At 71.2% G+C, this 21699-nt stretch carries 22 protein-coding genes; 7 read left to right on the forward strand and 15 right to left on the reverse strand.

From position 1 onward, the window contains the following. Positions 1–21: 21 nt before the first annotated feature. From J8G10_RS05750 to smc, 3 genes are all read right to left on the reverse strand, one after another. Positions 22–522, reverse strand: coding sequence for a DUF2004 domain-containing protein (locus tag J8G10_RS05750; protein ID WP_251440824.1), 501 nt, complete (start codon positions 520–522; stop codon positions 22–24). Positions 523–590: 68 nt separating this feature from the next. Then, positions 591–1466: a signal recognition particle-docking protein FtsY gene (ftsY, locus tag J8G10_RS05755; protein ID WP_251440829.1), complete on the reverse strand. Its 876-nt coding sequence runs from the start codon at positions 1464–1466 to the stop codon at positions 591–593. A 76-nt stretch (positions 1467–1542) separates the two neighbouring features. Next, the gene (smc, locus tag J8G10_RS05760) at positions 1543–5115 is read right to left on the reverse strand and encodes a chromosome segregation protein SMC (protein ID WP_251440832.1); all 3573 of its coding nucleotides are present in this window, start codon (positions 5113–5115) and stop codon (positions 1543–1545) included. A 512-nt stretch (positions 5116–5627) separates the two neighbouring features. Here smc and J8G10_RS05765 point away from each other — a divergent pair. From J8G10_RS05765 to J8G10_RS05780, 4 genes are all read left to right on the forward strand, one after another. Next, positions 5628–5906: a hypothetical protein gene (locus tag J8G10_RS05765; RefSeq protein ID WP_251440835.1), complete on the forward strand. Its 279-nt coding sequence runs from the start codon at positions 5628–5630 to the stop codon at positions 5904–5906. After that, positions 5906–7012, forward strand: a complete 1107-nt coding sequence (locus tag J8G10_RS05770; RefSeq protein ID WP_251440839.1) for a GNAT family N-acetyltransferase — start codon at positions 5906–5908, stop codon at positions 7010–7012. The genes J8G10_RS05765 and J8G10_RS05770 overlap by 1 nt, the downstream gene beginning before the upstream one ends. A 95-nt stretch (positions 7013–7107) precedes the next feature. Next, positions 7108–7803, forward strand: coding sequence for an ABC transporter ATP-binding protein (locus J8G10_RS05775; RefSeq protein ID WP_251440843.1), 696 nt, complete (start codon positions 7108–7110; stop codon positions 7801–7803). Further along, positions 7800–9116, forward strand: a complete 1317-nt coding sequence (locus J8G10_RS05780) for a permease (RefSeq protein WP_251440856.1) — start codon at positions 7800–7802, stop codon at positions 9114–9116. The genes J8G10_RS05775 and J8G10_RS05780 overlap by 4 nt, the downstream gene beginning before the upstream one ends. Positions 9117–9119: 3 nt before the next feature. Here the strand turns inward: J8G10_RS05780 and J8G10_RS05785 are convergent, their stop codons facing one another. Further along, positions 9120–9758, reverse strand: a complete 639-nt coding sequence (locus tag J8G10_RS05785) for an HAD-IA family hydrolase (protein WP_251440859.1) — start codon at positions 9756–9758, stop codon at positions 9120–9122. A gap of 120 nt (positions 9759–9878) precedes the next feature. Here J8G10_RS05785 and J8G10_RS05790 point away from each other — a divergent pair, with 120 nt between their 5' ends. Next, positions 9879–10340 (forward strand): phage tail protein, encoded by a 462-nt coding sequence (locus J8G10_RS05790; RefSeq protein WP_251440862.1) that lies wholly within the window; start codon positions 9879–9881, stop codon positions 10338–10340. Positions 10341–10374: 34 nt separating this feature from the next. On the opposite strand, the gene mutM is transcribed toward J8G10_RS05790, so the two are convergent. The 7 genes from mutM to J8G10_RS05825 form a co-directional block, all read right to left on the reverse strand. Then, complete coding sequence (gene mutM, locus J8G10_RS05795; RefSeq protein ID WP_251440865.1) at positions 10375–11277, reverse strand: bifunctional DNA-formamidopyrimidine glycosylase/DNA-(apurinic or apyrimidinic site) lyase; 903 nt, start codon at positions 11275–11277, stop codon at positions 10375–10377. After that, entirely contained in the window at positions 11270–11962 is a 693-nt protein-coding gene (gene rnc / locus J8G10_RS05800; protein ID WP_251440868.1) for a ribonuclease III, read from the reverse strand. Before rnc ends, mutM begins: the two co-directional genes overlap by 8 nt. A 14-nt stretch (positions 11963–11976) precedes the next feature. After that, positions 11977–12186, reverse strand: coding sequence for a 50S ribosomal protein L32 (rpmF, locus tag J8G10_RS05805; protein ID WP_013586329.1), 210 nt, complete (start codon positions 12184–12186; stop codon positions 11977–11979). 32 nt (positions 12187–12218) lie between these two features. After that, positions 12219–12686 (reverse strand): DUF177 domain-containing protein, encoded by a 468-nt coding sequence (locus J8G10_RS05810; RefSeq protein WP_251442367.1) that lies wholly within the window; start codon positions 12684–12686, stop codon positions 12219–12221. Between the two features lie 150 nt (positions 12687–12836). After that, a complete protein-coding gene (gene coaD, locus J8G10_RS05815) occupies positions 12837–13334 on the reverse strand; it encodes a pantetheine-phosphate adenylyltransferase (protein WP_251440871.1) in 498 nt (165 codons plus the stop codon). Positions 13335–13424: 90 nt separating this feature from the next. Continuing rightward, complete coding sequence (locus J8G10_RS05820; RefSeq protein ID WP_251440885.1) at positions 13425–15599, reverse strand: ATP-dependent DNA helicase RecG; 2175 nt, start codon at positions 15597–15599, stop codon at positions 13425–13427. Positions 15600–15681: 82 nt separating this feature from the next. Next, positions 15682–16452, reverse strand: a complete 771-nt coding sequence (locus J8G10_RS05825) for an alpha/beta fold hydrolase (protein ID WP_251442369.1) — start codon at positions 16450–16452, stop codon at positions 15682–15684. Between the two features lie 103 nt (positions 16453–16555). On the opposite strand from J8G10_RS05825, the gene rsmD reads away from it, so the two are divergent. Beyond that, on the forward strand, positions 16556–17146 hold the full coding sequence (rsmD, locus tag J8G10_RS05830) for a 16S rRNA (guanine(966)-N(2))-methyltransferase RsmD (protein WP_251440899.1): 591 nt from the start codon (positions 16556–16558) through the stop codon (positions 17144–17146). 73 nt (positions 17147–17219) lie between these two features. Here the strand turns inward: rsmD and thiL are convergent, their stop codons facing one another. Beyond that, positions 17220–18248, reverse strand: coding sequence for a thiamine-phosphate kinase (gene thiL, locus J8G10_RS05835; RefSeq protein ID WP_251440902.1), 1029 nt, complete (start codon positions 18246–18248; stop codon positions 17220–17222). 23 nt (positions 18249–18271) lie between these two features. On the opposite strand from thiL, the gene J8G10_RS05840 reads away from it, so the two are divergent. Next, a complete protein-coding gene (locus tag J8G10_RS05840; RefSeq protein ID WP_251440904.1) occupies positions 18272–18787 on the forward strand; it encodes a DUF3515 family protein in 516 nt (171 codons plus the stop codon). A 30-nt stretch (positions 18788–18817) separates the two neighbouring features. Here the strand turns inward: J8G10_RS05840 and J8G10_RS05845 are convergent, their stop codons facing one another. The 3 genes from J8G10_RS05845 to J8G10_RS05855 are packed head-to-tail and all read right to left on the reverse strand — an operon-like array spanning position 18818 to position 21699. Further along, entirely contained in the window at positions 18818–19900 is a 1083-nt protein-coding gene (locus J8G10_RS05845; protein WP_251440907.1) for a D-alanine--D-alanine ligase family protein, read from the reverse strand. Beyond that, a complete protein-coding gene (locus tag J8G10_RS05850) occupies positions 19806–20957 on the reverse strand; it encodes an NAD(P)H-dependent glycerol-3-phosphate dehydrogenase (protein ID WP_251440910.1) in 1152 nt (383 codons plus the stop codon). Before J8G10_RS05850 ends, J8G10_RS05845 begins: the two co-directional genes overlap by 95 nt. Further along, entirely contained in the window at positions 20947–21699 is a 753-nt protein-coding gene (locus J8G10_RS05855) for a 1-acyl-sn-glycerol-3-phosphate acyltransferase (protein ID WP_251440913.1), read from the reverse strand. Before J8G10_RS05855 ends, J8G10_RS05850 begins: the two co-directional genes overlap by 11 nt.

The following is a 21699-nucleotide window of genomic DNA, read 5'->3' on the forward strand; positions in this document are numbered from 1 at the left end:
TCATTCCGACGGGCCGGCTCCTCAGTCGGCGCTCATGACCGACAGCACGGCGCCGTCGGATCCGAAGTTCACCAGGAGCACGTCGTCGTCGCCGTCGGCGTCGAGGGCGTACTCGAGCACCGCGAACGGCTCGCTGCCGCCGTGCTCGTCCACGAGCAGCGTCATGCTCATCAGGCGCAACGACCGGATGATGTCGACGGCCGCGTCGCCGCTGACGTCGACGAGGTAGTCGTTCAGCTCGTCGCCGTACTCCTCCTGCTGCTGCAGGATGTACTCGGTCACCTCGCTGGTGCGGTCGTCGACCTCGGACAGCATTCCGCGGCGGGCCTTGTCGTCGATGGCCTCGAGACCCGAGACGAAGGCGGCCGCGATGTCGAGCGACTCCCGCGACACGTCCTCCTGGTCGGGCGCGGTCAGGTCCACGGTGAGGGCATGGTCGCCGAACTCCACCGTCTCGGACCAGAAGATCGATCCGTCCGGTCCCGAGGACAGCAGTCCGAAGAAGTCGTGTTCGATCGCCATAGGCCTATAAAACCAGCCTTGCGGGCGGGACGGTAGTCCGCGCGGCGCGTGCCGGGAATCGGCTCGGATCAGGAGCCCACGAGAGCCTGCACGAACACGTGCGGCGTGAAGCCGGTGAGGTCGTCGATGCCCTCGCCCTGCCCCAGGAGCTTGACCGGGATGCCGGTGCGCTCCTGCACTGCGAGCACGAAACCGCCCTTGGCCGAGCCGTCGAGCTTGGTGAGCACCAGGCCGGTGACGCCGGCGTGCTCGAGGAATGCCTCGGCCTGGAGCACGCCGTTCTGGCCGGTCGTCGCGTCGAGCACCAGCAGCACCTCGCTGATCGGCACCTGCTTCTCGACCACCCGGCGGATCTTGGAGAGCTCGTCCATCAGGCCGCCCTTGGTGTGCAGGCGGCCCGCCGTGTCGATGATGACGATCTCGGTGCCGTTGTTCTTCGCGTACTCGACCGTCTGGAAGGCGACCGAGGCCGGATCCTGCCCCTGCTGCTGGGGACGCACGATCGCCGCTCCCGCGCGCTGCGCCCAGGTGCCGAGCTGCTCGACCGCCGCGGCGCGGAAGGTGTCGGCCGCGCCGACCACGACGGACCGCTGGTAGCCGCGGAGGAACTTCGTGAACTTGCCGATCGTGGTCGTCTTGCCCACGCCGTTCACGCCGACGACGAGCACCACGGCCGGACGCTCGGTGAGCTTGAGCGTCGTGTCGAACTTCGCGAAGTGCTCCTCGAGCGTCTCGCGGAGCATCCGCTGCAGATCCTTCGGATCCGTGGTGCGATACCGCTCGACCTTCGCGCGCAGCTCGTCGACGAGGCGCTCGGTGATGTCGGGCCCGAAGTCGGCGGTGAGCAGGGCCGTCTCGAGGTCGTCCCAGGTGTCGTCGTCGATCGTGGGCTTGACGAACATGCCGCGCAGCGCGCGGCCGAGGGACCAGGACTTCTCCGCCATGCGTCCAGCCTACGGGGAGCAGCCCGGCGAACCCGGCGTGTTCGCCGAGGGCGCGCTGTCGCGGACGCGCGTGCGCTCAGGCGGTTGCCGCGGCAGCGCGGTCGCCGACCCTCTGGCCGACGACCGCCGAGACGCCGTCCTGCCGCATCGAGACGCCGTAGAGCGCGTCCGCGATCTCCATCGTGCGCTTCTGGTGGGTGATCACGAGCAGCTGCGAGCTCGCGCGGAGCTGCTCGAACACCGTCAGCAGACGCCCGAGGTTCGCGTCGTCCAGCGCCGCCTCCACCTCGTCGAGGATGTAGAACGGGCTCGGGCGCGCCTTGAAGATCGCCACGAGCAGGGCCACGGCCGCGAGCGACCTCTCGCCGCCGGAGAGCAGCGAGAGCCGCTCGATCTTCTTGCCGACGGGGCGCACCGCGACCTCGATGCCGGTGTTCAGCAGGTCGTCGGGGTTGGTCAGCGAGATGCTTCCGGCGCCGCCCGGGAAGAGCAGCGGGAACACCTCGCCGAACGCCTGCCGGGTGTCCTCGAACGCCGACGCGAAGATCGTCTGCATCCGCTCGTCCAGCTCGGCGATGATCGTCAGCAGATCCTGACGCGTCTTGGTGAGGTCGGCGAGCTGCTCCGTGAGGAAGGCGTGCCGCTGCTCGAGAGCGGCGAACTCCTCGAGCGCGAGCGGGTTCACCCGACCGAGCTGGGCGAGCTTGCGCTCGGCCTCCTGCAGCCGGCGCTGCTGGATGCGCCGATCGAAGGGGATCCCGGTGGGGACGACATCCGCCTCCGCGGCGTCCGCCGCCTCGACGAGGTCGTCCGGCTCGGCGGCGAGAAGCACCGCGTCACGGGGAACCAGCTGATCCGGGCCGTATTCCGCGACCAGGATGTCTTCGTCCAGGGCGAGCTCCGACTGCACGCGCTCGAGGAGGCTGGTCAGGTGCAGCTTCTTCTCGTGGATCTGCAGCTCGAGCCCGTGGACGCTCTCCGTCAGCCCTGCCAGGCGTTCGCGGATCGACGAATCCTGGCGGCGCAGCTCGCCGAGCTCCTGATTCTGCGCCGAACGCGCGGCTTCCGCCGCGGCGAGGGCGACGCGCGCCTCGGCGACCGAGCGGTCGATCGAATCCAGGATCCGAGGCAGCTCCGCTGCGACCCCGGAGGCCGTCTCGCGCTGGGCGCGCCGGATCACCGCGCGGCGGGCCGCCTCCGCGGCCGCCTCGCGCTCCCGCTCGCGCTGCCGCTCGAGCGACGTCACCCTGGTCTGCGCGGCGCGCACGCGCTCCCGCAGGGTCTCGATGCCCAGGCGCGCCTCCATCTCGGTCTCCCGCGCCGCCTCCAGCGCCTCCAGCAGCCCCTCGCGGGCGGAGGCGTCCAGCACCGGCCGGGGCGCGGCCTCCGCGGCGGCCAGGGCGTCCTTGACGGCATCGGCGTTCGCCTCGGCGTCCGCGACGGCGGACTGAGCCTGCTCCAGGCCCGCCTCGAGGCGATCGCACTCCGCGATCGCGGATTCGTGCTGCACGCTGACGCGGTTCACCTGCTCGGTGTGCGCGGCCAGGGCCGCATCGTGCTCGCGCAGGGTGCGCAGGGCGTCCCGGGAGACCCGGCGCGCCGTCTCCAGCGCCTGGGTTCCGTCCTCGCGGGCCTCGCGCAGCGAGTCGACGACGACGCGCACCTCGCCCAGCCGGTCGACGGCGGCGTCGCGCTCCGCGACCAGCTCGAGCCGCGACCGCTCCCCTCCCGATCCGGTGTGCAGGGTGTGCGCGGTGAGCACCTCGCCCGCCTTCGTCACCACGGTGAGCGGCACGCCGGCCGCGGCGACCGCGGCCGCGTGCGCCGATCGGGCCGCCGTCAGGTCCTCCACGATCACGACATGCGACAGGATGCCGAGGACACCCGGCGGTGCCGTCACCACCTCGGTCGCCGGAGTGGCCCCGGCGATCCGGGCATCGGACACCGCCGCGGCCGCGCCTTCGGCGATGACGATGTCGTACGCCCCCGCAGCCTCGCCGTCGGCGGCGACGGCGAAGGCCGCCGCGACGTCGTCGACCAGGACGCCTTCGGCGAGGGGCCCGAGCACGGCCGCGATCGCCGCTTCATAGCCGGGCGTGACCTGCACCGCATCGCCCACGAGTCCGCGCACGCCGGCGAGCCCCGCGGCGACGATCTCGGCCGCGCCGCCCGTGACGGCGATCGCGCTTCCCAGCGCCGCGGCCTTCGCCGTGAGCGCCTCCGATTCCCGCTCGGCGGCGTGCAGCCGCTCGCGCAGGCCCTCGAGCTCCCCTTCTGCGGCGACGGCGCGAGCCTGCGCCCGCTCGTAGGCCTCGGCATGCTCGGCGGCGGTGCCCTCGGGGGCCTCGCCCTCCTCGATCCGCTCCCGCGCCTCGGCGGCTTCGCGGCGACGCTGATGAGCCGCTTCCAGGGCGTTCTCCTGTCGCAGCACGGCACCGCGGACGGCGGCCAGGGCCGAGGCCGCGGCCTCCGCCTGTCCGCGCAGCGTCGTCAGGCGCATGTCGTGCGCCGACACGAGGGCGCTCTGCTCGGCGATGTCCACATCGAGGGCGTCGAGCTCCGCACGGGCCTCGGCGACGCCCCGCGTCGCCTGCTGGGCGGCGTCCTGTGCACGACCGATGCCCGAGGAGATCTCCTCGACTTCGTCCTTGGCCTCGTCGATCGTCGCCTGGGTGACGGTCACCGCGGTCACCGCGTCGTCCTCATCGGTCCCGAGCAGCGCAAGACGCTGGTTGGCGAGGGTGAACAGGCCGCGCGTGCGCTCCTGCACCTGCTCGAGACCGAACGCGATGCGGCGCGCCTCGTCGACCGCGACCGAGTTCTGCAGCCCTTCGAGCCGCGTGATCTCCGCGCGGATGAGGTCGCCCTGCTCGCTCAGCACGACGCGCTCCGCATGGCGCTCGTGCTCGTTGCGCGTGTGATCGGCGAGGGCCGAGCGCAGGGTCACAACGTCGTCGGCGAAGATCCGGGCCTTGGCGTCCCGCACGACGGCGGCGATGGTCTGGGCCTCCCGGGCGATCTCGGCCTGGCGCCCGAGCGGCTTGAGCTGACGGCGGATCTCCCCGGCCAGATCGCTGAGGCGCGTGAGGTTCGTCTCCATCGCGTCGAGCTTGCGGAGGGTCTTCTCCTTGCGGCGCCGGTGCTTGAGGATCCCCGCCGCCTCCTCGATGAAACCGCGCCGGTCCTCCGGCGAGGCCTGCAGCACGGTGTCCAGACGCCCCTGGCCGACGATGACATGCATCTCGCGTCCGAGGCCGGAGTCGCTGAGCAGTTCCTGGACGTCGAGCAGGCGGCAGCCCTCGCCGTTGATGGCGTACTCGCTCGATCCGTTGCGGAACAGGGTCCGGCTGATCGTCACCTCGGCATACTCGATCGGCAGCGCGCCGTCGCTGTTGTCGATCGTGAGCTGCACCTCGGCGCGCCCCAGCGGGCCCCGCGTCGACGTACCGGCGAAGATGACGTCCTCCATCTTGCCGCCGCGCAGGGTCTTCGCCCCCTGCTCGCCCATGACCCAGGCGAGGGCGTCGACGACGTTGGACTTCCCGGAGCCGTTCGGTCCGACGATGCAGGTGACGCCCGGCTCGAAGGCGAACGTCGTCGGCTGCGCGAAGGACTTGAACCCCTTGAGGGTCAGGCTCTTCAGATGCATGGGCACGCTCGACGTTCGGCGGAGTTCACGGCCTCTACGCTATCGCGGCCCCTCCCCGCCTCCGCGCGGGAAACGCCCGAGGTCCAGGGATTTCTGAGTGTCGGCTTGACGCTTCCTGTGAAGCTCCGCTAGCGTGACAACCCGAGCCGAGAAAGGAGGTTGCCGATCATGATGAACATCCGCATTGCATTCACCCCATCCCGTGGGATCGATGCGTCCTCGGCGACTTCCGCCGGCCTGCGCGTGCGTTTCGCCGCGTAACAGGCGCATTCTCCCCCGCTCCGGCTTGAGGCCGGCCTGACGCCTCGTGCGTCCGCGATCCGATCCGCGATCCTCGCGTCGATCTCCGATCGCCTCACCTGATCCGGGACACCTGTCTCCGGATCCACGCCGATCCGGACACCGCGTCCTGGATCCGGCTCCCTCACCCGTGACACGTCGCGGCACCCCACCGGGCGACCGCGCCGTGGAGCGAAACCGCCTTCCGGCACGACCAACGAAAGCGAACCACCGTGAACACCGCATTGCACGCTTCGCCTCCCACCGAGTCGACGCAGAGCGCTCTCCCCGAGCGCGACCTGTCCATCCAGCTCCCCCGCGAGGAGGAGCTCCGCAACCTGTCGTTCGCCCAGCGAGTGGCCCTGCGCGTCGCCCTGCACCTCATCGTGCGGACACGTCCTGCGGCGCAGGACCGGGCTCGGGCCGCTCAGGCCGCGTCCCGTCGCCTCCGCCTCCTGGAGCAGGACGAGGCCGACCGCCTGTCCCGCAGCGCGACGCGGCAGGTGCTCTGATGACCGACGCCGGCACCGCCGACCCGATCATCGCCCTCACCGCCGGCGCGACCCTGCATCCGCTCGTGCTCCCCGCACGGGCGGATGCAGGGTCCTCCCCCGCGTTCCGTGCCTATGCCGAGGTCCGCAACCGCTGCCTCGAGGAGGCCTCCGGCCGCGACGACGACAGCTTCACCGCCGACGAGCTGCTTCCGCTGCTCACCTCGGACGCCCACACGCACCGCCGCCAGTGGCGGATCGTCCGCGGGGAACGCACCATCGGGGTGGCCTTCCTGAACATCTCGCGCGACGGCGCCGGAGACACCGCCATGTCGGCGATCAGCATGCTCCGCGAGGAGCAGGGCCGGGGCATCGCGACCGCGGTCGCCGGCCACCTGGAGCCGCTCGCGCGGGCCGAGGGCATGCGCACCCTCCAGATGTGGACCGAGCACCTCTCCTCGGGCGAACCGGCCCTGGAGCCGCCGACGGGCTTCGGCAGCGTCCCCCGCGATCACACCGCGCGCTTCCTCCTCGCCCAGGGCTGGACCCTGGAGCAGGTCGACCGCGTCAGCGAGTACCGCTGGGACGGGGACGACCGCCTCCTCGGGCTGCGAGCCGCCGCGGAAGAAGCCGCATCCGGCTACCGCGTCGTGCAATGGCTGCTGCCCACGCCCGAGGCCTTCGTCGACGGGTACGCGTGGATGAAGTCCCGCATGTCCACCGACGCCCCGGACGCCGACATGGACTCGCCGGAGGAGACCTGGGACGCCGACCGCGTCCGCGAGCAGGACTCCCGCTGGCTCGACATGGGCCACACCGTTCAGGTCACCGCGGCCCAGCACATCGAGACCGGCGAGCTCTGCGCGTACAACGAGCTCTCCCTCAAGGGCGCCGACGACAGCGTGACCCAGCAGAACGACACCCTCGTGCTCGCGGAGCACCGCGGCCACCGGCTGGGCCTGCTCGTGAAGACCGCCGGTCTGCTCTCCTGGCATGAGCGCCACCCGCGCTCGCAGCGCGTCGTCACCTACAACGCAGAGGAGAACCGCCCGATGCTGTCCATCAACGAGCAGCTCGGATTCGCGCCGATCGGATACGGCGGCGCCTGGAAGAAGGTGCTGGACTGATCGCTCGCCAGGATCATCCCGCAGGATGACGTCCCGGCGCGATCCTCACTCCCCGGACCGATGATCCGCCCGACGGCGCCGGCCAGGCTGGAGGCATGAGCACAGCAGTCGTCGAAGCACAGGGTCTGATCAAGTCGTTCGGATCCACCCGAGCCCTCGCCGGGGTGGACCTCCGGATCGCCTCCGGCGAATCCGTCGCGATCATGGGAGCATCCGGATCCGGGAAGACGACCCTGCTGCACGTGCTCGCCGGGATCACCCGGCCCGATGGGGGCCGCGTGACGTTCCTGCCGCCCGCCGGGGGCGTCGTCGAGGTGAGCGCACTGAGCGAATCGGCGCGGTCCCGGCTGCGCCGCGAGTCGTTCGGGTTCGTGTTCCAGCAGGGACTGCTGATGCCCGAGCTCACCGCCGTGGAGAACGTCGCGCTCGCGGCGATGATCACCGGGGTCTCCCGTGCCGAGGCGACGCAGCGCGCGGCCGGGTGGCTCGCGGCTCTCGGACTGCAGGGCATGGAGGATCGCCGGATCGGCGAGCTCTCCGGAGGCCAGGCCCAGCGCGTCGCGATCGCCCGCGCCCAGGTCACGGGGGCGAGCGTCGTGTTCGCGGACGAGCCGACCGGCGCGCTGGACTCGACGACGTCGTCGGAGGTCATGGACGCGCTGCTCTGGTCGACCACCGGGCAGGGCCGCACGCTCGTCGTCGTCACGCACGACCCGCAGGTCGCCGCGCGCTGCTCCCGGACCATCGCGGTCCGCGACGGTCGCGTGCTGGGCTCGGCGGTCGCCGCATGAACGCCGCGACCCTGCGTCTGCTCCTGCGTCCCGCACCGGGTTCCGCCGGAGTCGTCGTGATCCCCGCGGTCGCGTTCGCCGTGGTCTCCGCACTCGTGCTCACGGTCGTGGGCGGTGCGCAGGCGTTCTGGGGATGGACGGACGAGTACGCGATGATCTACCAGATCCTCGCCGCCGTCGCGCTGGTGCTGCTGGTGCTGCCCCTCGCCTCGCTCGGCGGGGCGGCCGCCCGGCTCTCCGCCCGCCGGCGGGACGAGCGACTCTCGACGCTGCGGCTGCTGGGTGTCAGCGGGTTCGGCGTGGGCGTGGTGGCGGTCGTCGAGGCGACGCTCGTCGCCGCAGCGGGTGTGCTCGCCGGGGTGCTGCTGACGATCGGGATCGCGCCGCTCGTCGGTCTCATCCCGTTCCGCGGCGCTCCGCTCGGATCGGCCGTGATGCTGCCGCCACTGCTGACCGCGGCGATCGCGATCGGGACCGTGCTGCTCGCGACCGTGAGCGCCGTGATCGGGCTTCGTCGGGTGGTGATCTCACCACTGGGCGTGCGCACCAGGACCACTCCCCGCACACCCCATTGGGTGCGCGCCCTGATCGCCGTCGTCGTCATCGCGGCAGGGTTCGCGGCCGGCCGGATCGTGCCCGGCATGGGCGAGGCGATCGCGATCATCACCGGCCTCGTCGCCATCTTCGCCATCGGCCTCCTCGTGCTGAACCTCATCGGGCCGTGGGTGCTGACGGTCGGCGCGCGGATGCAGCTGCGTCGCGCCGGGACTCCCGCACGGCTCATCGCGGCTCGCATCGTGCTCGACGACGCGAAGGGCGCCTGGCGTCAGGTGAGCGGCATCGCGATGTCGAGCTTCATGGCGGTGTTCGCCGGCACCGGCGTCGCCCTCATGAATGTGATCGGCAGCGAGAACACCCGCACCGACGACGTCGGGCTCGTGACCGACATGCGCACCGGCCTGATCATCACACTCGTCGCGTCCTTCCTGATGGTCGCCTGCTCCGTGGCGGTGACCCAGGCGTCGGACATCCTCGACCAGCGCGAGCTCCATCGCAGCCTGCACTATCTCGGCGTTCCCGCGGACACGGTCGACGCGGCGCGGCGCCGCGCGGTCATGTCGCCCCTGCTGGTGACGTCGATCGGCTCCGCACTGTGCGCGGCCGTCCTCATCTTCCCGCTCCTCGGGATCGCCCTGATCACCGCGCCGGCTTCGCTCCTCACGATCGCCGCCGTGCTCGCCACCGGGGTCGCGCTCGTCTGGATCGCGACGCGACTCACCCGTCCGATCCTGCTGCGGGCGTTCGCGGGCTGACCCTCAGGAACCGGTGGCGGTCGTCAGGAACTCCTCGACGGCCGCGACCGTCGTGGCGTTGTCGCGATGCACGATGCCGCGGATCCCGACCCGGGCGGCGCCGTCGATCTGCTCCTGCCGATCGTCGATGAAGAAGACCTGTTCCGGGGTCGACTGCATCGCCCGGAGCGCCGCCTCGTAGGCCTCCGGTTCCGGCTTGTTCGCGCCGATCTCGTGGCTGTAGCAGATCGGGTCGAAGACGGCGGAGAATCCGTGCCGACGCTCCTCCTCTTCGCGCGCACCGTCGGCGGAGTTGGAGAGGATCGCCACTCCCGCCCGCCCCCGCAGCGACCGCGCGTACTCGATCAGTTCGACGTTCGCCTCGCCGCAGTAGGCGTCCCACAGCTCCTGCACGGCTTCCTCGCGCTGGACGTCGGTGAACCTCAGCGCACGAGCGAAGCCGCTCCAGTACGCCTCGGCCGTGCCCGGCTCGACATCGATGCGCGGCAGGTCCGCGACGGCGAGCCGCTCGTCGTACTCCGCGCGGGTGAGTCCGGCACGGGTCGCCCACCGATTCGCGAGCTCCTCCTGCCAGACGCCGTCCTCGACGAGCTCGAGCACGCCGCCGATGTCGAACAGGATCCACGGCCTGGGCTGGGTCATGGTCCGACGCTAGCCGACGCCCGTGAGGCCGGCGATGGGGAGCGCTCCCCCTGTCGATCTCGCCCGCGGCGAGGTGCTGCAGGAGAATGAGAGGATCACCGCCTCCCGGAAGGACTCCGTATGAGCAGGGTCGTCGACTTCGTCACCGTCTCGACCACAGGACTGGAGGCATCGCCGATCGCCGAGGCGCTCGCCGGCCTGCGGGCGAACGAGGCACGCTACATCACCAACAAGTACGGCACGCCGTTCACGGTCAGCACGCCCGGGGAGGATCCCGAGACCCTGGCCTGGGTCACCGAGATCCTGCAGGAGGAGCGCGGCATCGTGATCGCGAGTCCCGCCCTCGAGGTCAGCGGGTTCGAGGCCGACGGGATCCGGTTCGGATACGTCTTCTACGCCTCGGGGCTCGCGATCAACGTGATGTACACGCTCGCCGACGCGGGCAAGCGCGCGGTCGGCTTCAAGCTGTCGCTCGGGATGGAGATCCCGGAGGAGCTGTCGGCGTTCAAGTTCGCCCGGCAGCGGTCGAAGCTGGCGGGAGAGATCCGCGGCTCCTACTTCGTCATCAAGGGCGAGCACTGACGGCGACCGCCCTGCGCCGGACGCCGGCACGCGGTCAGCGTCGTCGCTGACACCGCGGGCAGAAGTGCGAAGAACGGTTCATGAAGGACTCGCGCCGGATCGGTCCACCGCATCGCGGGCAGGGCTGATCGCCACGACCGTACGCGTTCAGCGAGTGCGCGAAGTAACCGGCCTGGCCGTTGACGTTGACGTACTGGGCGTCGAAGCTCGTTCCGCCCTCGGCCAGCGCCTTCTCCAGCACGGCGCGCACCTCCGCCAGCAACCGGTTCACCGCGACGGTCGACAGCGCGGAGGCCGGCGTCTCGGGATGGATCCTCGCCGCCCACAGCGACTCGTCGGCGTAGATGTTGCCGACCCCGCTGATCACGGCCTGGTCCAGGAGCACCCTCTTGATCGCGCTCGACCGCGTGCCCAGGATCTCACGGAAGAGGCGGTCCTGGAACGCGTCGTCCATCGGGTCGCGGGCGATGTGCGCCACCTGCGAAGGGATGAGCGGGTCCTCGCTCCCCCATCCGGCAGCGCGACCGTCGTTCGTGGGCACGAGCGCGTCGACGGCGAGGGATCCGAACGTGCGCTGGTCGGCGAAGACGACGGCGAGCTCCCCATGCCGGGGATGCTCGATGTGGATCCGCACCCGCTCGTGCCGGTCCGCGGCCGCGTCCGGTCTGCGCAGCAGCAGCTGACCGGACATGCCGAGATGTCCCACCACCGCCGAGCGCGCCCCCTCCCCCGACGCGAGCGGCATCCAGAGGAACTTGCCGCGGCGCGCCACGGTGGAGACCTCGGCCCCCTCCAGCCGTGCGGCGAAGTCGGCCGCGCCCGCCGGGTGACGGGTCAACGCGCGCTCGTCGTGGACGGCCACGGAGACGATGCGCGCCCCGGTCATCGCAGGAGCGAGACCGGCGCGGACGACCTCGACCTCGGGAAGCTCAGGCACGGTTGCTGAGCACGTGCCAGGCTGCCAGCGCGGCAGCCATCTCGGCCGTCTTCTTGCTGGTGCCGGTGCCGGTCGTCGAGACCTCGCCGGTCGTCACTGTCGCGGTGAAGCGCCGGTCGTGATCCGGGCCGGTCGACACGACCTCGTAGACCGGAGCGCTGAGCCCGTGCCGGGCGGACATCTCCTGCAGCGCGGTCTTCGGATCCATGGCCGCGCCGTAGCGCTCGGGGTCGGCGAGGAGCGGTTCGATGAGGCGCAGCACGAGCGAGGTGGCCTGCTCGGGACCGGCCGACAGATAGGTGGCGCCGAAGACGGCCTCCATCGTGTCGGCGAGGATCGAGTCCTTGTCGCGACCGCCGGTGCGCTCCTCGCCGTTGCCGAGCAGGATGTGCGCGCCGAGGCCGATGCCGCGGGCGACCTCGGCGAGGGCGACGGTCGAGACCACGCTCGCGCGGCGCTTCGCCAGCGACCCCTCATCGAGGTCGGGCAGGGTCGTGTACAGCATGACGGTGACGGCCTGGCCGAGCACGGAGTCGCCGAGGAACTCGAGGCGCTCGTTGTGCGGGATGCCGCCGTTCTCGTACGCGTACGAACGGTGCGTGAGCGCAAGCTGAAGCAGCTCGGGGTCGATATCGACCCCGAGCTGCTCAGAAAGTGGGACCGTCCCAGTGGGGACTGATGCCATGATCGACCGATCGATCAGACGTCGGCGACCTTGCGGCCCTTGTACTCGAGGAACAGCTCCGTGCCCTGCGAGTCGGTGACGACCTTCGCCTGGTGGGGACGGCTGTAGACGACCTTGCCGTTCTCGATGGTCTTGACGAGGGCGGGAGCCTCAGCCTTCCACTGCGCGCGACGCGAGCGGGTGTTGGAACGGGAGACCTTGCGCTTCGGGGGGTTACCGGCCATGGTTGCTTACCTTCTGTGTTCTGGGCGCGCAGCTATTCCGCTGCGTTCCCGTGGTCTGTGATCTGCTGGAGCGCGGCCCATCGAGGATCGACGGGAGCGTCATGCTCTTTCCCGGCGCTTCCGGTCAGCCGCTCGCCGGTCTCGGGATCGAGTCCAGGGCAATCCGGCTGACACACCGGCTGAAACGGGAGCGCCAAAACCACCGCGTCCCTGACCAGAGTTTCAAGATCCACGTGGTCGTCTTGAACCTCGAAGTCGTTCGCTTCCTCTCCAGGGTACGCGAAAAGCTCCTGAAACTCGACTTCGACAGGCGCTTCGATCGGATTCAGGCATCGTCCGCACTCTCCGCGGTACGTCGAATCGACCTCGCCGGTGACGAGGATGCCCTCGTGCACGGACTCGAGACGCACGTCGATGTCGAGCTCCTCGCCCTTCGAGACGGCGACGAGGCCCTCGCCCCATTGCTCGGCGAGAGGGATCGTGAGCCGGTGCTCGCGCATCTCGCCGGGTCGGCGAACGATGTCGCGCACGGGCAGCACGAAAGGTCCATTGCGTCGGGTTTTCACCCCGCAAGTCTATCGGCTCCGCCTGGACGACGGCCCGACGCCGCGGCGGCTCTCACCGGTCGCACCCGGTCGCAGGGCCGGATGTCAGAGGCCGCGCGCCCCCGTGTCGAGGAACCGCGACACCGCAGGCGGCACGAACGGCGACACGTCGCCGCCGAGGGCGGCGACCTGCCGCACGAGAGAGCTGGACACCAGCGCGTGAGCGGGATCCGGCAGTAGGAACACCGTCTCGATGTCGGCGAGGTGCCGGTTCACGATCGCCATGGGCGATTCGTACGCCACGTCGATCTGCGAGCGGATGCCCTTGACCAGGACCCCGGCGTTCACGTCCCGCGCATAGTCGACGAGCAGACCCATGCTCCAGGATCCGACGATCACGGATCCGGAGACCCCGGCCTCGGCGATCGACTCCTCGAGCAGCGCGAGCCGCTGCGCGACCGGCAGCATCGCCTGCTTGTCGGGGTTGTGCACCACGAGCACGTGCAGCTCGTCGTACAGGGCGGCCGCACGACGGATGACGTCGAGGTGGCCGAGGGTCGGCGGGTCGAAGGAACCGGGGACGACGGCGATCCGAGCGCTCACTTCGTCTCCTCACGTCGCTCAGTGCATCGCATGGGACCAGCCTAGCGGCGGGCTCCTCGGTACGAGCCGAGCGCAGGCCTCGCCCAGCGCTCAGTTCTTGGCGAGCGCCGCACGGTCCTCGATGGTCAGGCGCTGGGCCATCGCGTCCCGGAGACCCTCGTGCTCCTCGAGCGCGGGATCCTCCTCGATGATCCCCTCGGCGATCGCCCTGGCCTGCGCGATCAGATCCGCGTCCTTGATAACCCGCAGGAGTTTGAGCGACGATCTTGCCCCCGACTGCCGGGCCCCGAGCACGTCGCCCTCCCCGCGCAGATCGAGATCGACCTCGGCGAGCACGAACCCGTCCAGCGTCGCCGCGACCGCGTCGACGCGGTCGCGGGCTGGCGTTCCCTGCTCCGCCTCGGTGACGAGGAGGCAGAGGCCGGGGACGCCGCCACGACCGATGCGGCCGCGCAACTGGTGCAGCTGCGAGACCCCGAACCGATCGGCCTCGAGGACGATCATCGTGGACGCGTTCGGGACGTCCACACCGACCTCGATCACCGTCGTCGCCACGAGCAGATCGATGTCGCCGCGGGCGAAGGACTGCATGATCGCGTCCTTCTCGTCCGCGGCCATGCGCCCGTGCAGGCCGGCGATGCGCACCGCGCTCAGCGACGGATGCGTCGCCAGCGCCTCCTGCAGCTGGACCACGCCCCACCGGGGACCACGGCTCCCCTCCTCGTCGGCGAAGCGCTCCTGGTCGGCCTCCTCGGCGCCGTCTGCCGTATCGATCGCCGCGCACACCGCGAACACCTGGCGTCCCTGCGCGATCTCCTCCGCCGCACGCTCCCACACCCGCGCGAACCAGCCCGGGTGGTCGGCGAGCGGGGCGACGAAGGTCTCGATGCCCGCGCGCCCGCTCGGCATCGTGCGGATCACCGAGGTGTCGAGATCGCCGAAGACGGTCATCGCGACCGTGCGTGGAATGGGGGTCGCCGTGAGCACGAGCGCGTGCGGGCTGGTGCCCTTCGCGCGCAGCGCCTCGCGCTGCTCGACGCCGAAGCGGTGCTGCTCGTCGACCACGACGAGCCCGAGGTCGGCGAAGGTGGTCTTCTCGCCGAGCAGCGCGTGCGTGCCCACCACGATGAGAGCCTGCCCCGCCGCGACGCGCAGAGCGGCCTTGCGCCGTTCGGGCGCCGACATCTGCCCCGTGAGCAGCGTCGGCATCACGAGCGGCGCGAGCTGAGGGCCGAGCATCTTCGTGATCGAGCGCAGGTGCTGGGCCGCGAGAACCTCGGTCGGTGCGATGAGCGCCGCCTGACCGCCCGTCTCGGCGACCTGCAGCATGGCGCGCAGCGCGACCAGCGTCTTGCCGGATCCGACCTCTCCCTGCACCAGCCGGTTCATCGGCGCACCGCCGATGAGATCCGCCGCGATCGTCTCGCCCACCGCCTTCTGGTCGGGCGTGAGCTCGAACGGCAGTGCCGCGTCGAAACGCTCCAGCAGGCCCCCGGGCTTCGCCGGCCGAGCCGTGGCGTCGAGCATGCGCACCAGGTAGCGCTGCTGCATGAGCGCCGTCTGCAGGGTGAGCGCCTCGTGCATCCGCAGGGTGCGGATCGCCGGCGCGATCTCGTCCTTGGTGCTCGGCCGGTGGACGCGCTCCAGCGCCGTGCGCGCATCGAGCAGGCCGTCCTCGCGGCGCACCTCGTCGGGCACCGGCTCCGGCACCGGGCCCAGCGCGTCGAGGACCGTGCCGATCATCTTCTCGATCTGCCAGGTCGTGAGGCTCGCCGTCGCCGGATAGATCGGCAGCGGGGTGGTCACGAGCACGTCGGCCTGCGTGCGCGCGCGCAGCTCGTCGTCGAACATCTCGTACTGCGGATGAGCGAACTGGGTGACGCCGCGGTAGTCGCCCACCTTGCCCGTGAACACCCCGCGCCGGCCGATGCGCAGCTCCTTCTCGCGCCATTCGAGCTGGCCGCGGTACTTGGCGAAGAACGTCAGCACCATGCGCCCCACCCCGTCGCCGATGTCGACGGTCATCATCGCGCCGCGACGGTTCTTCATGTCGCGCACGTCGACCTTCATCACCTCGGCGACGATCGTGACGGTCTCCCCCTTCGGGAGATCGAGGATCGGAGTGAGCTCGCCGCGGTTGGCGTAGCGACGCGGGTAGTGCGTGAGCAGGTCGGCGACCACGGACATGCCGAACGCCTTCTGCAGGGTCTTCGCATTGCCGTCGCCGACCGCGACGGCGAGCGGCGAATCGAGACGGAGCGGCATGCTCAGAATTCTAGAGCGGGGCCCGGACGCCGCCGCGCGGCTGTGCACAACCCCGCCGCCGCGCGACCCGGATCCCGGCTGCTCAGCCCTGGAGGAAGGCGAGCGCCGCCTCCCGGAACGGCTTGGATCCCGGCGCGTTGAAGTGGTGCCGTCCGGGGATCTCGAAGAACGTCCCGTTCGGCGAGGCGTCCGCAAGACGCCGCGAGCCCTCGATGATGGGGTCGTCGGAGCCGGTCGCGAACAGGATCGGCTGGCCGGGGGCCGTCGCCGGATCCGGATCGATCGTGCGGGACTCGCCGCGCATCCCCAGGGCCAGCGCGAGCATGACCTCGAGGTCGTTGCCGGGCACCCGCTCGGTGAGCGCGATGTAGTCGCGTGTCGCGGGGTCGGACACCGGCGCCCCGTCGGCGATGTACGCGCGGACCTCGTCGACGTCGAGCCGCTCCAACGGCCGGCCGTCCGGAATGCCGCCGAGCACCGCGCGCGGGATGCGGTCGCCGAGATCGCGCAGCACCTCCCAGCCGACGCGCGCGCCGAGGGAGTAGCCGACGTAGAGGGCCTCGTCGACGAGATACGTGTCGAGCACCTGCTCGATGTCGGTCGCCAGCGTCCGCATCCCGTAGTCCTCGGGCTGGTGCGGCTTCTCGCTGGCGCCGTGGCCGCGCTGGTCGATCCCGAGCACCCGATAGCCGGCGCGTTCGAGCATCCTTGCCCAGCCGGTGAGCACCCAGTTGTCGCGCGTGCTGGATGCGAAGCCGTGCACGAGCAGCACGACGGGCGCCTCGGGCTCTCCCCAGGAGTACGTCGCCAGCCCCACCCCCTCGCCCGCCTCGATGATCTGGGGACGGGGCATGCTGATCAGCTCTGCAAGAGGTTCGGCCACTCCCCTATCCTGCCCCTCCCCGCGGGTCGCGGACGGATCGCGACACCCGCGGCACGCCCCATAGGGTGAACGGGTGACGAGAATCATCGCGGGCTCGGCGGGCGGCACCCGCCTGGAGGTGCCGGGCCACGGCACGCGTCCGACGAGCGACCGGGTGCGCGAATCGCTGTTCGGCGCCCTCGAGTCCATGGACGCGATCGACGACGCGCGCGTGCTGGATCTGTACTCCGGATCCGGCGCGCTCGGCCTGGAGGCGCTCAGTCGCGGCGCACGCGGCGCGGTGCTCGTCGAGCGCGGACGTCCGGCCGCCGCGATCATCCGCCGCAACGCCGGCGCCGTGCGCAAGGCGCTCGCCGCGCCGAAGGGGCCGGACGCGGATCGGCGCGAGGCGGTCGTCGTCGAGAGCGCCGTCCAGGCGTACCTCGGCCGCGCCGCCGGGCCATTCGACCTCGTGTTCACGGATCCGCCCTACGACCTGTCCGATGCGGACATGACCGCCGACCTCGTCGCCCTGACGCCGCTGCTGTCCCCCGACGCCGTCGTGGTCATCGAACGGGCTCGGCGTGCCACCGCCCCGGACCTCGACGCCGCGGGACTCGCGCTGATCCGCGAGCGCTCGTACGGCGACACGGCGCTGTGGTGGGCGGAACCGGCGCACCGCTGACCGGTGGGGCACCGGCGGGTGGCCCGCCGACGGGTAGCCCGCGATCTCGGCTCGCGCTCCGGCTCCCTGCCGCTCAGGTGCCGACGTCCGCGCCCGCGTCGCGGTACGGGTCCCAGCCGAGGGGTCCCACCGGCTCGCCGTCGTACAGCACCGGCGCGCCCTCCGACGCCGGCACCACGGATCCGATCCGGTGGAAGCCCGGCGGCAGCGCGCCGGCGGGGAACGTCGCGAGCAGCGCGTGGTCCTCGCCTCCGGCCAGTGCACGACGCGGATGCGCGCCGAGGGCCGCCTGCTCGAGCGCGATCGTCACGCCGGAGGCCTCCGCCATCCGCCCCGCGTCCAGGGCGAGGCCGTCGGAGACGTCCATCATCGCCGTCGCGCCTGCGACCGCTGCCACGGGGCCGAGCCCGATGGGCGGCACCGGGCGCACCTGCGCGGCGATCGCCTCCGCCTCGCCCTCGGCGAGCAGCGCGGGATCGACGGGCACCGCGGCGCCCGCCGGATGGAAGCGGCCGAAGAGCACCGACAGTCCGTGCGCGGCATGTCCCATCTCCCCCGCGATCGCGACGTCGTCACCGACCCGAGCCCCGGCGCGGGTGACCGGCGCCCGCCCCTCCAGATCTCCGAGCGCCGTGACCGCGATCATCAGCGTCGCCGACACGGTCAGGTCGCCGCCGACGACCGCACAGCCCGGCGCCAGAGCCGCGCAGGCGTCCCTGAATCCGTCGGCCAGGGCCGCCACGAACGACAGGCGTCGATCCTTCGGCACGGCGAGGGCGACGAGCAGCGCCGTCGGCCGCGCTCCCATCGCGGCGACGTCGGCGAGGTTGACCGCCGCGGACTTCCAGCCGAGGTCATAGCCCGTCGACCACGCCGCGCGGAAGTCCGGCCCTTCGACGAGGGTGTCGGTGGTCGCCACGACGGAACCCGAGGGTGCCGCGATGACCGCCGCGTCATCGCCCGGGCCGAGGAGGGCGTCACGACCCGCCGGGGTCCGCGCGAGGATCGTCCGCAGTACACGGCCCTCGCTCACCTCGCCGATCGTCGGATCCTCGGATCCTGCCGCGACCGCGTCGGGGCCTGGAGCTGAATGGTCCACCATGGTGTCAACGGTAGCCTGGAGGGATGCCCCGTCGTCTCGCCGTCGTCACCGTCCTCGTGCTCGCGGCAGGGCTCCTCGCCGGCTGCAGCTCGACCGTTCACCTCAACCCGGCGGACGACGCGAACGACCCGCGCTGCGCCGATGTCACGGTGCGCCTCAAGAACGTGCCTTCGATCGACGGTCACGACCGGCGCTGGACGGACGCCCAGTCGACGGCGGCGTGGGGCGACCCGTCGGTGGTGCTGCTCACCTGCGGTCTGCCCGAGGCGGAGCCCACGAGCGCCCTCCAGTGCATCACCCGGCAGGGCATCGACTGGCTCGTGGACGACTCCCGGAGTCCCAACCTCACGCTCACGACCTACGGTCGCAAGCCGGCCGTGCAGCTGTTCATCAACAGCAAGCCGGGATCCGGCGTGAGCGGCAACGACGTCATCGACAACAAGAGCCTCGCCGCCGCGATCGCCACGATCCCGGCCACCCACGCCTGCATCGAGCGGCCCGGGGCGGATCCGACACCCGCCCCGAGCCCGTCGAACTAACGGCTCCGTCGCTCCGGGGCGCGCGTCGGACTAGCGACGCAGCCCCGCCTCGATCAGCTCCGTGATGAGGTCCCGGTAGCTGAGCCCGGAGGCGATCCAGCACTTCGGGAACATCGAGATCGGCGTGAAGCCCGGCATCGTGTTCAGCTCGTTGACGACGAGGGTGCCCTCCGCGGTCAGGAACATGTCCACGCGCGCCAGGCCGCGTCCGTCGACCGCCTCGAACGCGCGGATCCCGGCGTCCTGGATCGCTGCGATCTCGGCGTCGGCGAGCTCGGCCGGGCAGACCACGTCCACGCCGTCGCCGCCGAGGTACTTGCCCTCGAAGTCGTAGAAGCCGCGCGAGGTCAGCACGATCTCACCGGGCACCGACGCACGCGCGCCGTCCGCGCCCTCGAGGATCGCGACCTCGATCTCGCGTCCGACGACACCGCTCTCGATGAGCACCTTGTCGTCCTCGGCGAGGGCGATCCGCATCGCCGCGTCGAACTCCGCGGGCTCCGTGACCTTCGAGACGCCGACGCTGGATCCGGCCCGGGCGGGCTTAACGAAGACCGGGAGACCGAGCTCGGCGGCCGCCGCGCGCACGCCCTCGGCGTCCTGCGCCCACTGCCGTGCGCGCACGGTGATCCACGGCGCCACGGCGATGCCGGCCGCCTGCAGGGCGATCTTCATGAAGTGCTTGTCCATGCACAGCGCCGAGTCGAGCACTCCGCCGCCCGCATACGGCACCTCGAGGGTGTCGAAGTAGCCCTGCAGCGTGCCGTCCTCGCCGTGCGGGCCGTGCAGCAGCGGCAGCACCACGTCGATCGGGCCGAGGTCGTCCACCGCGCCGTCGGCGCGCGTCACGCGCAGCGTGCGGACCCCGCCGGGCTCCGGCCACTGGATCCGGGTGCCGTTGTCGGCGACCTCGGGCAGATGCGCGGCGTCGAGCGGGAACTTGTCCGGCTCGTCGTCCTCGAGGACGAAGGCGCCCTCACGGGTGATCCCGACCGGGATGACGTCGTACCGCTCGCGGTCAAGCGCCCGCAGCACCCCTCCCGCCGTGGCGGAACTGATCGAATGCTCGCTGGAGCGCCCTCCGAAGAGCACCACCACCGTCTGCTTGTCCATTGCCCGTCCCTTCCCCCTGAGGGGTGTCGTCGTCGGTGGTCAGATGGGGGGCGATGTCGCGCGGGTCCATGGCGCCGTCCAGCACCATCTTCACCTGCTCGACGATCGGCATCTCCACGCCGGCGGCGCGGGCCAGCTGCAGCACCGGAGCGACGGACGCGAGTCCCTCGGCCGTCTGCTGCATCTGCTTGACCACGTCCTGGAAGCTGTATCCCTGGCCGAGCAGGCGCCCGGCCGTGTTGTTGCGGCTGAGCGGCGACTGGCACGTCGCGATCAGGTCGCCGAGGCCGGCGAGACCCTGCAGGGTCCCCGGCTGCGCGCCGTTCGCCACCGCGAAGTCGGTCATCTCGACCAGTCCCCGGGTGATGATCGACGCTTTGGTGTTCTCGCCGTAGCCGACGCCGTCGACGATGCCGATGGCCACCGCGATGAGGTTCTTCAGCACGCCGCCGAACTCGGTGCCGATGACGTCGGTGTTCACGAAGCTGCGGAAGTAGCGATTGCGCGCGGTGCGCGCGACGATGTCGGCCGTCTCCTGGCTGTTCGAGGCGATCACCGCCGCCGTCGGCTGTTCGCGGGCGATCTCGAGGGCGAGGTTCGGTCCGCTCGCCACCGCGATGCGGTCGGGATCGCAGCCCAGCTCCTGCTCGATGACCTGGCTCATCCGCAGGCCGGAGCTCTTCTCCACGCCCTTCATGAGGCTGACCACCGGGATGTCGGAGCCCTGCAACAGCGGACGCAGCGCCTTGAGGTTCTCACGCAGGGTCTGGCTCGGGACCGACAGGTACACCTGCTCGGCTCCGGCGACGGCCTCGACGAGATGATGCGTGGCCGTCATGTTGCGCGGCAGGTTGATCCCGGACAGATACTGGGAGTTCCGCTTGGCCTCGGCGATCTCGTGGGCCAGCTCCTGCCGGCGCGCCCACATCGTCACCTGGGCGCCCCCGTCGGCGAGGATCTTGCCGAAAGTGGTCCCCCAGCTGCCGGCGCCGATCACCGTGACCCTGGGCCCGAGCGGGATCGAGGCCGTGCGGGGCTGCGCGTTCCTAGGAGTCAAGGCGCCCCGTCTCCTTCTGCCCGTGCTCGGCCGGGTTCCACCGCTGGGCCGGGGCCTTCTCGCCGCGCACCTCTTCGAGGAGGGCGGTGATCGCCGCCATCAGCCGCTCGGTCGCCTCGATCAGCGCGGCGTTCTCGCCCGCGCGGTCGTACAGGTCGGAGATGTCGACCGGATCCCCGATCACGACGTCGATCTTCTTGCGCGGCGGCCAGAGGCTGAGCCCCTTCTGGTAGCGGCCCATGATGTTCTGGGTGCCCCACTGCGCCATCGGGATCAGGGGGATCCGCCCGGCGAGGGCGAGGCGCACGGCGCCCGACTTGCCGCGCATCGGCCACAGCTCCGGATCGCGCGTGAGCGTTCCCTCGGGATACACGATCACACCGCGACCGTGCTCGACGAGCTCCTTCGACTGCGCGATGGTCTGCTTCGCCGCGGCCACGGATGTCGCCCGCGCCACGGGGATCATCCCCGTGCCGCGCAGCGCCCAGCCCAGCACGGGCACGCGGAACAGGCTCTCCTTCGCCATGAAGCGCGGGGCGCGGCCGAGCCGCCAGACGGCGACGGCCACGATCAGCGGGTCGAACTCGGAGTAGTGGTTCGGCGCCAGCACGAAGGCTCCGGAGCGCGGCAGCTTCTCGGCGCCGCGGAAGCGGATCTTCGCGAGGAAGGAGACGAAGGGCACCACGAAGACCGCCAGGAACCAGAACAGGCTCGGGCGGGTCTTCTCGGCGGTCGCGCGCAT

The organism is Microbacterium sp. USTB-Y, assembly GCF_023703415.1.
Lineage (GTDB): Bacteria > Actinomycetota > Actinomycetes > Actinomycetales > Microbacteriaceae > Microbacterium.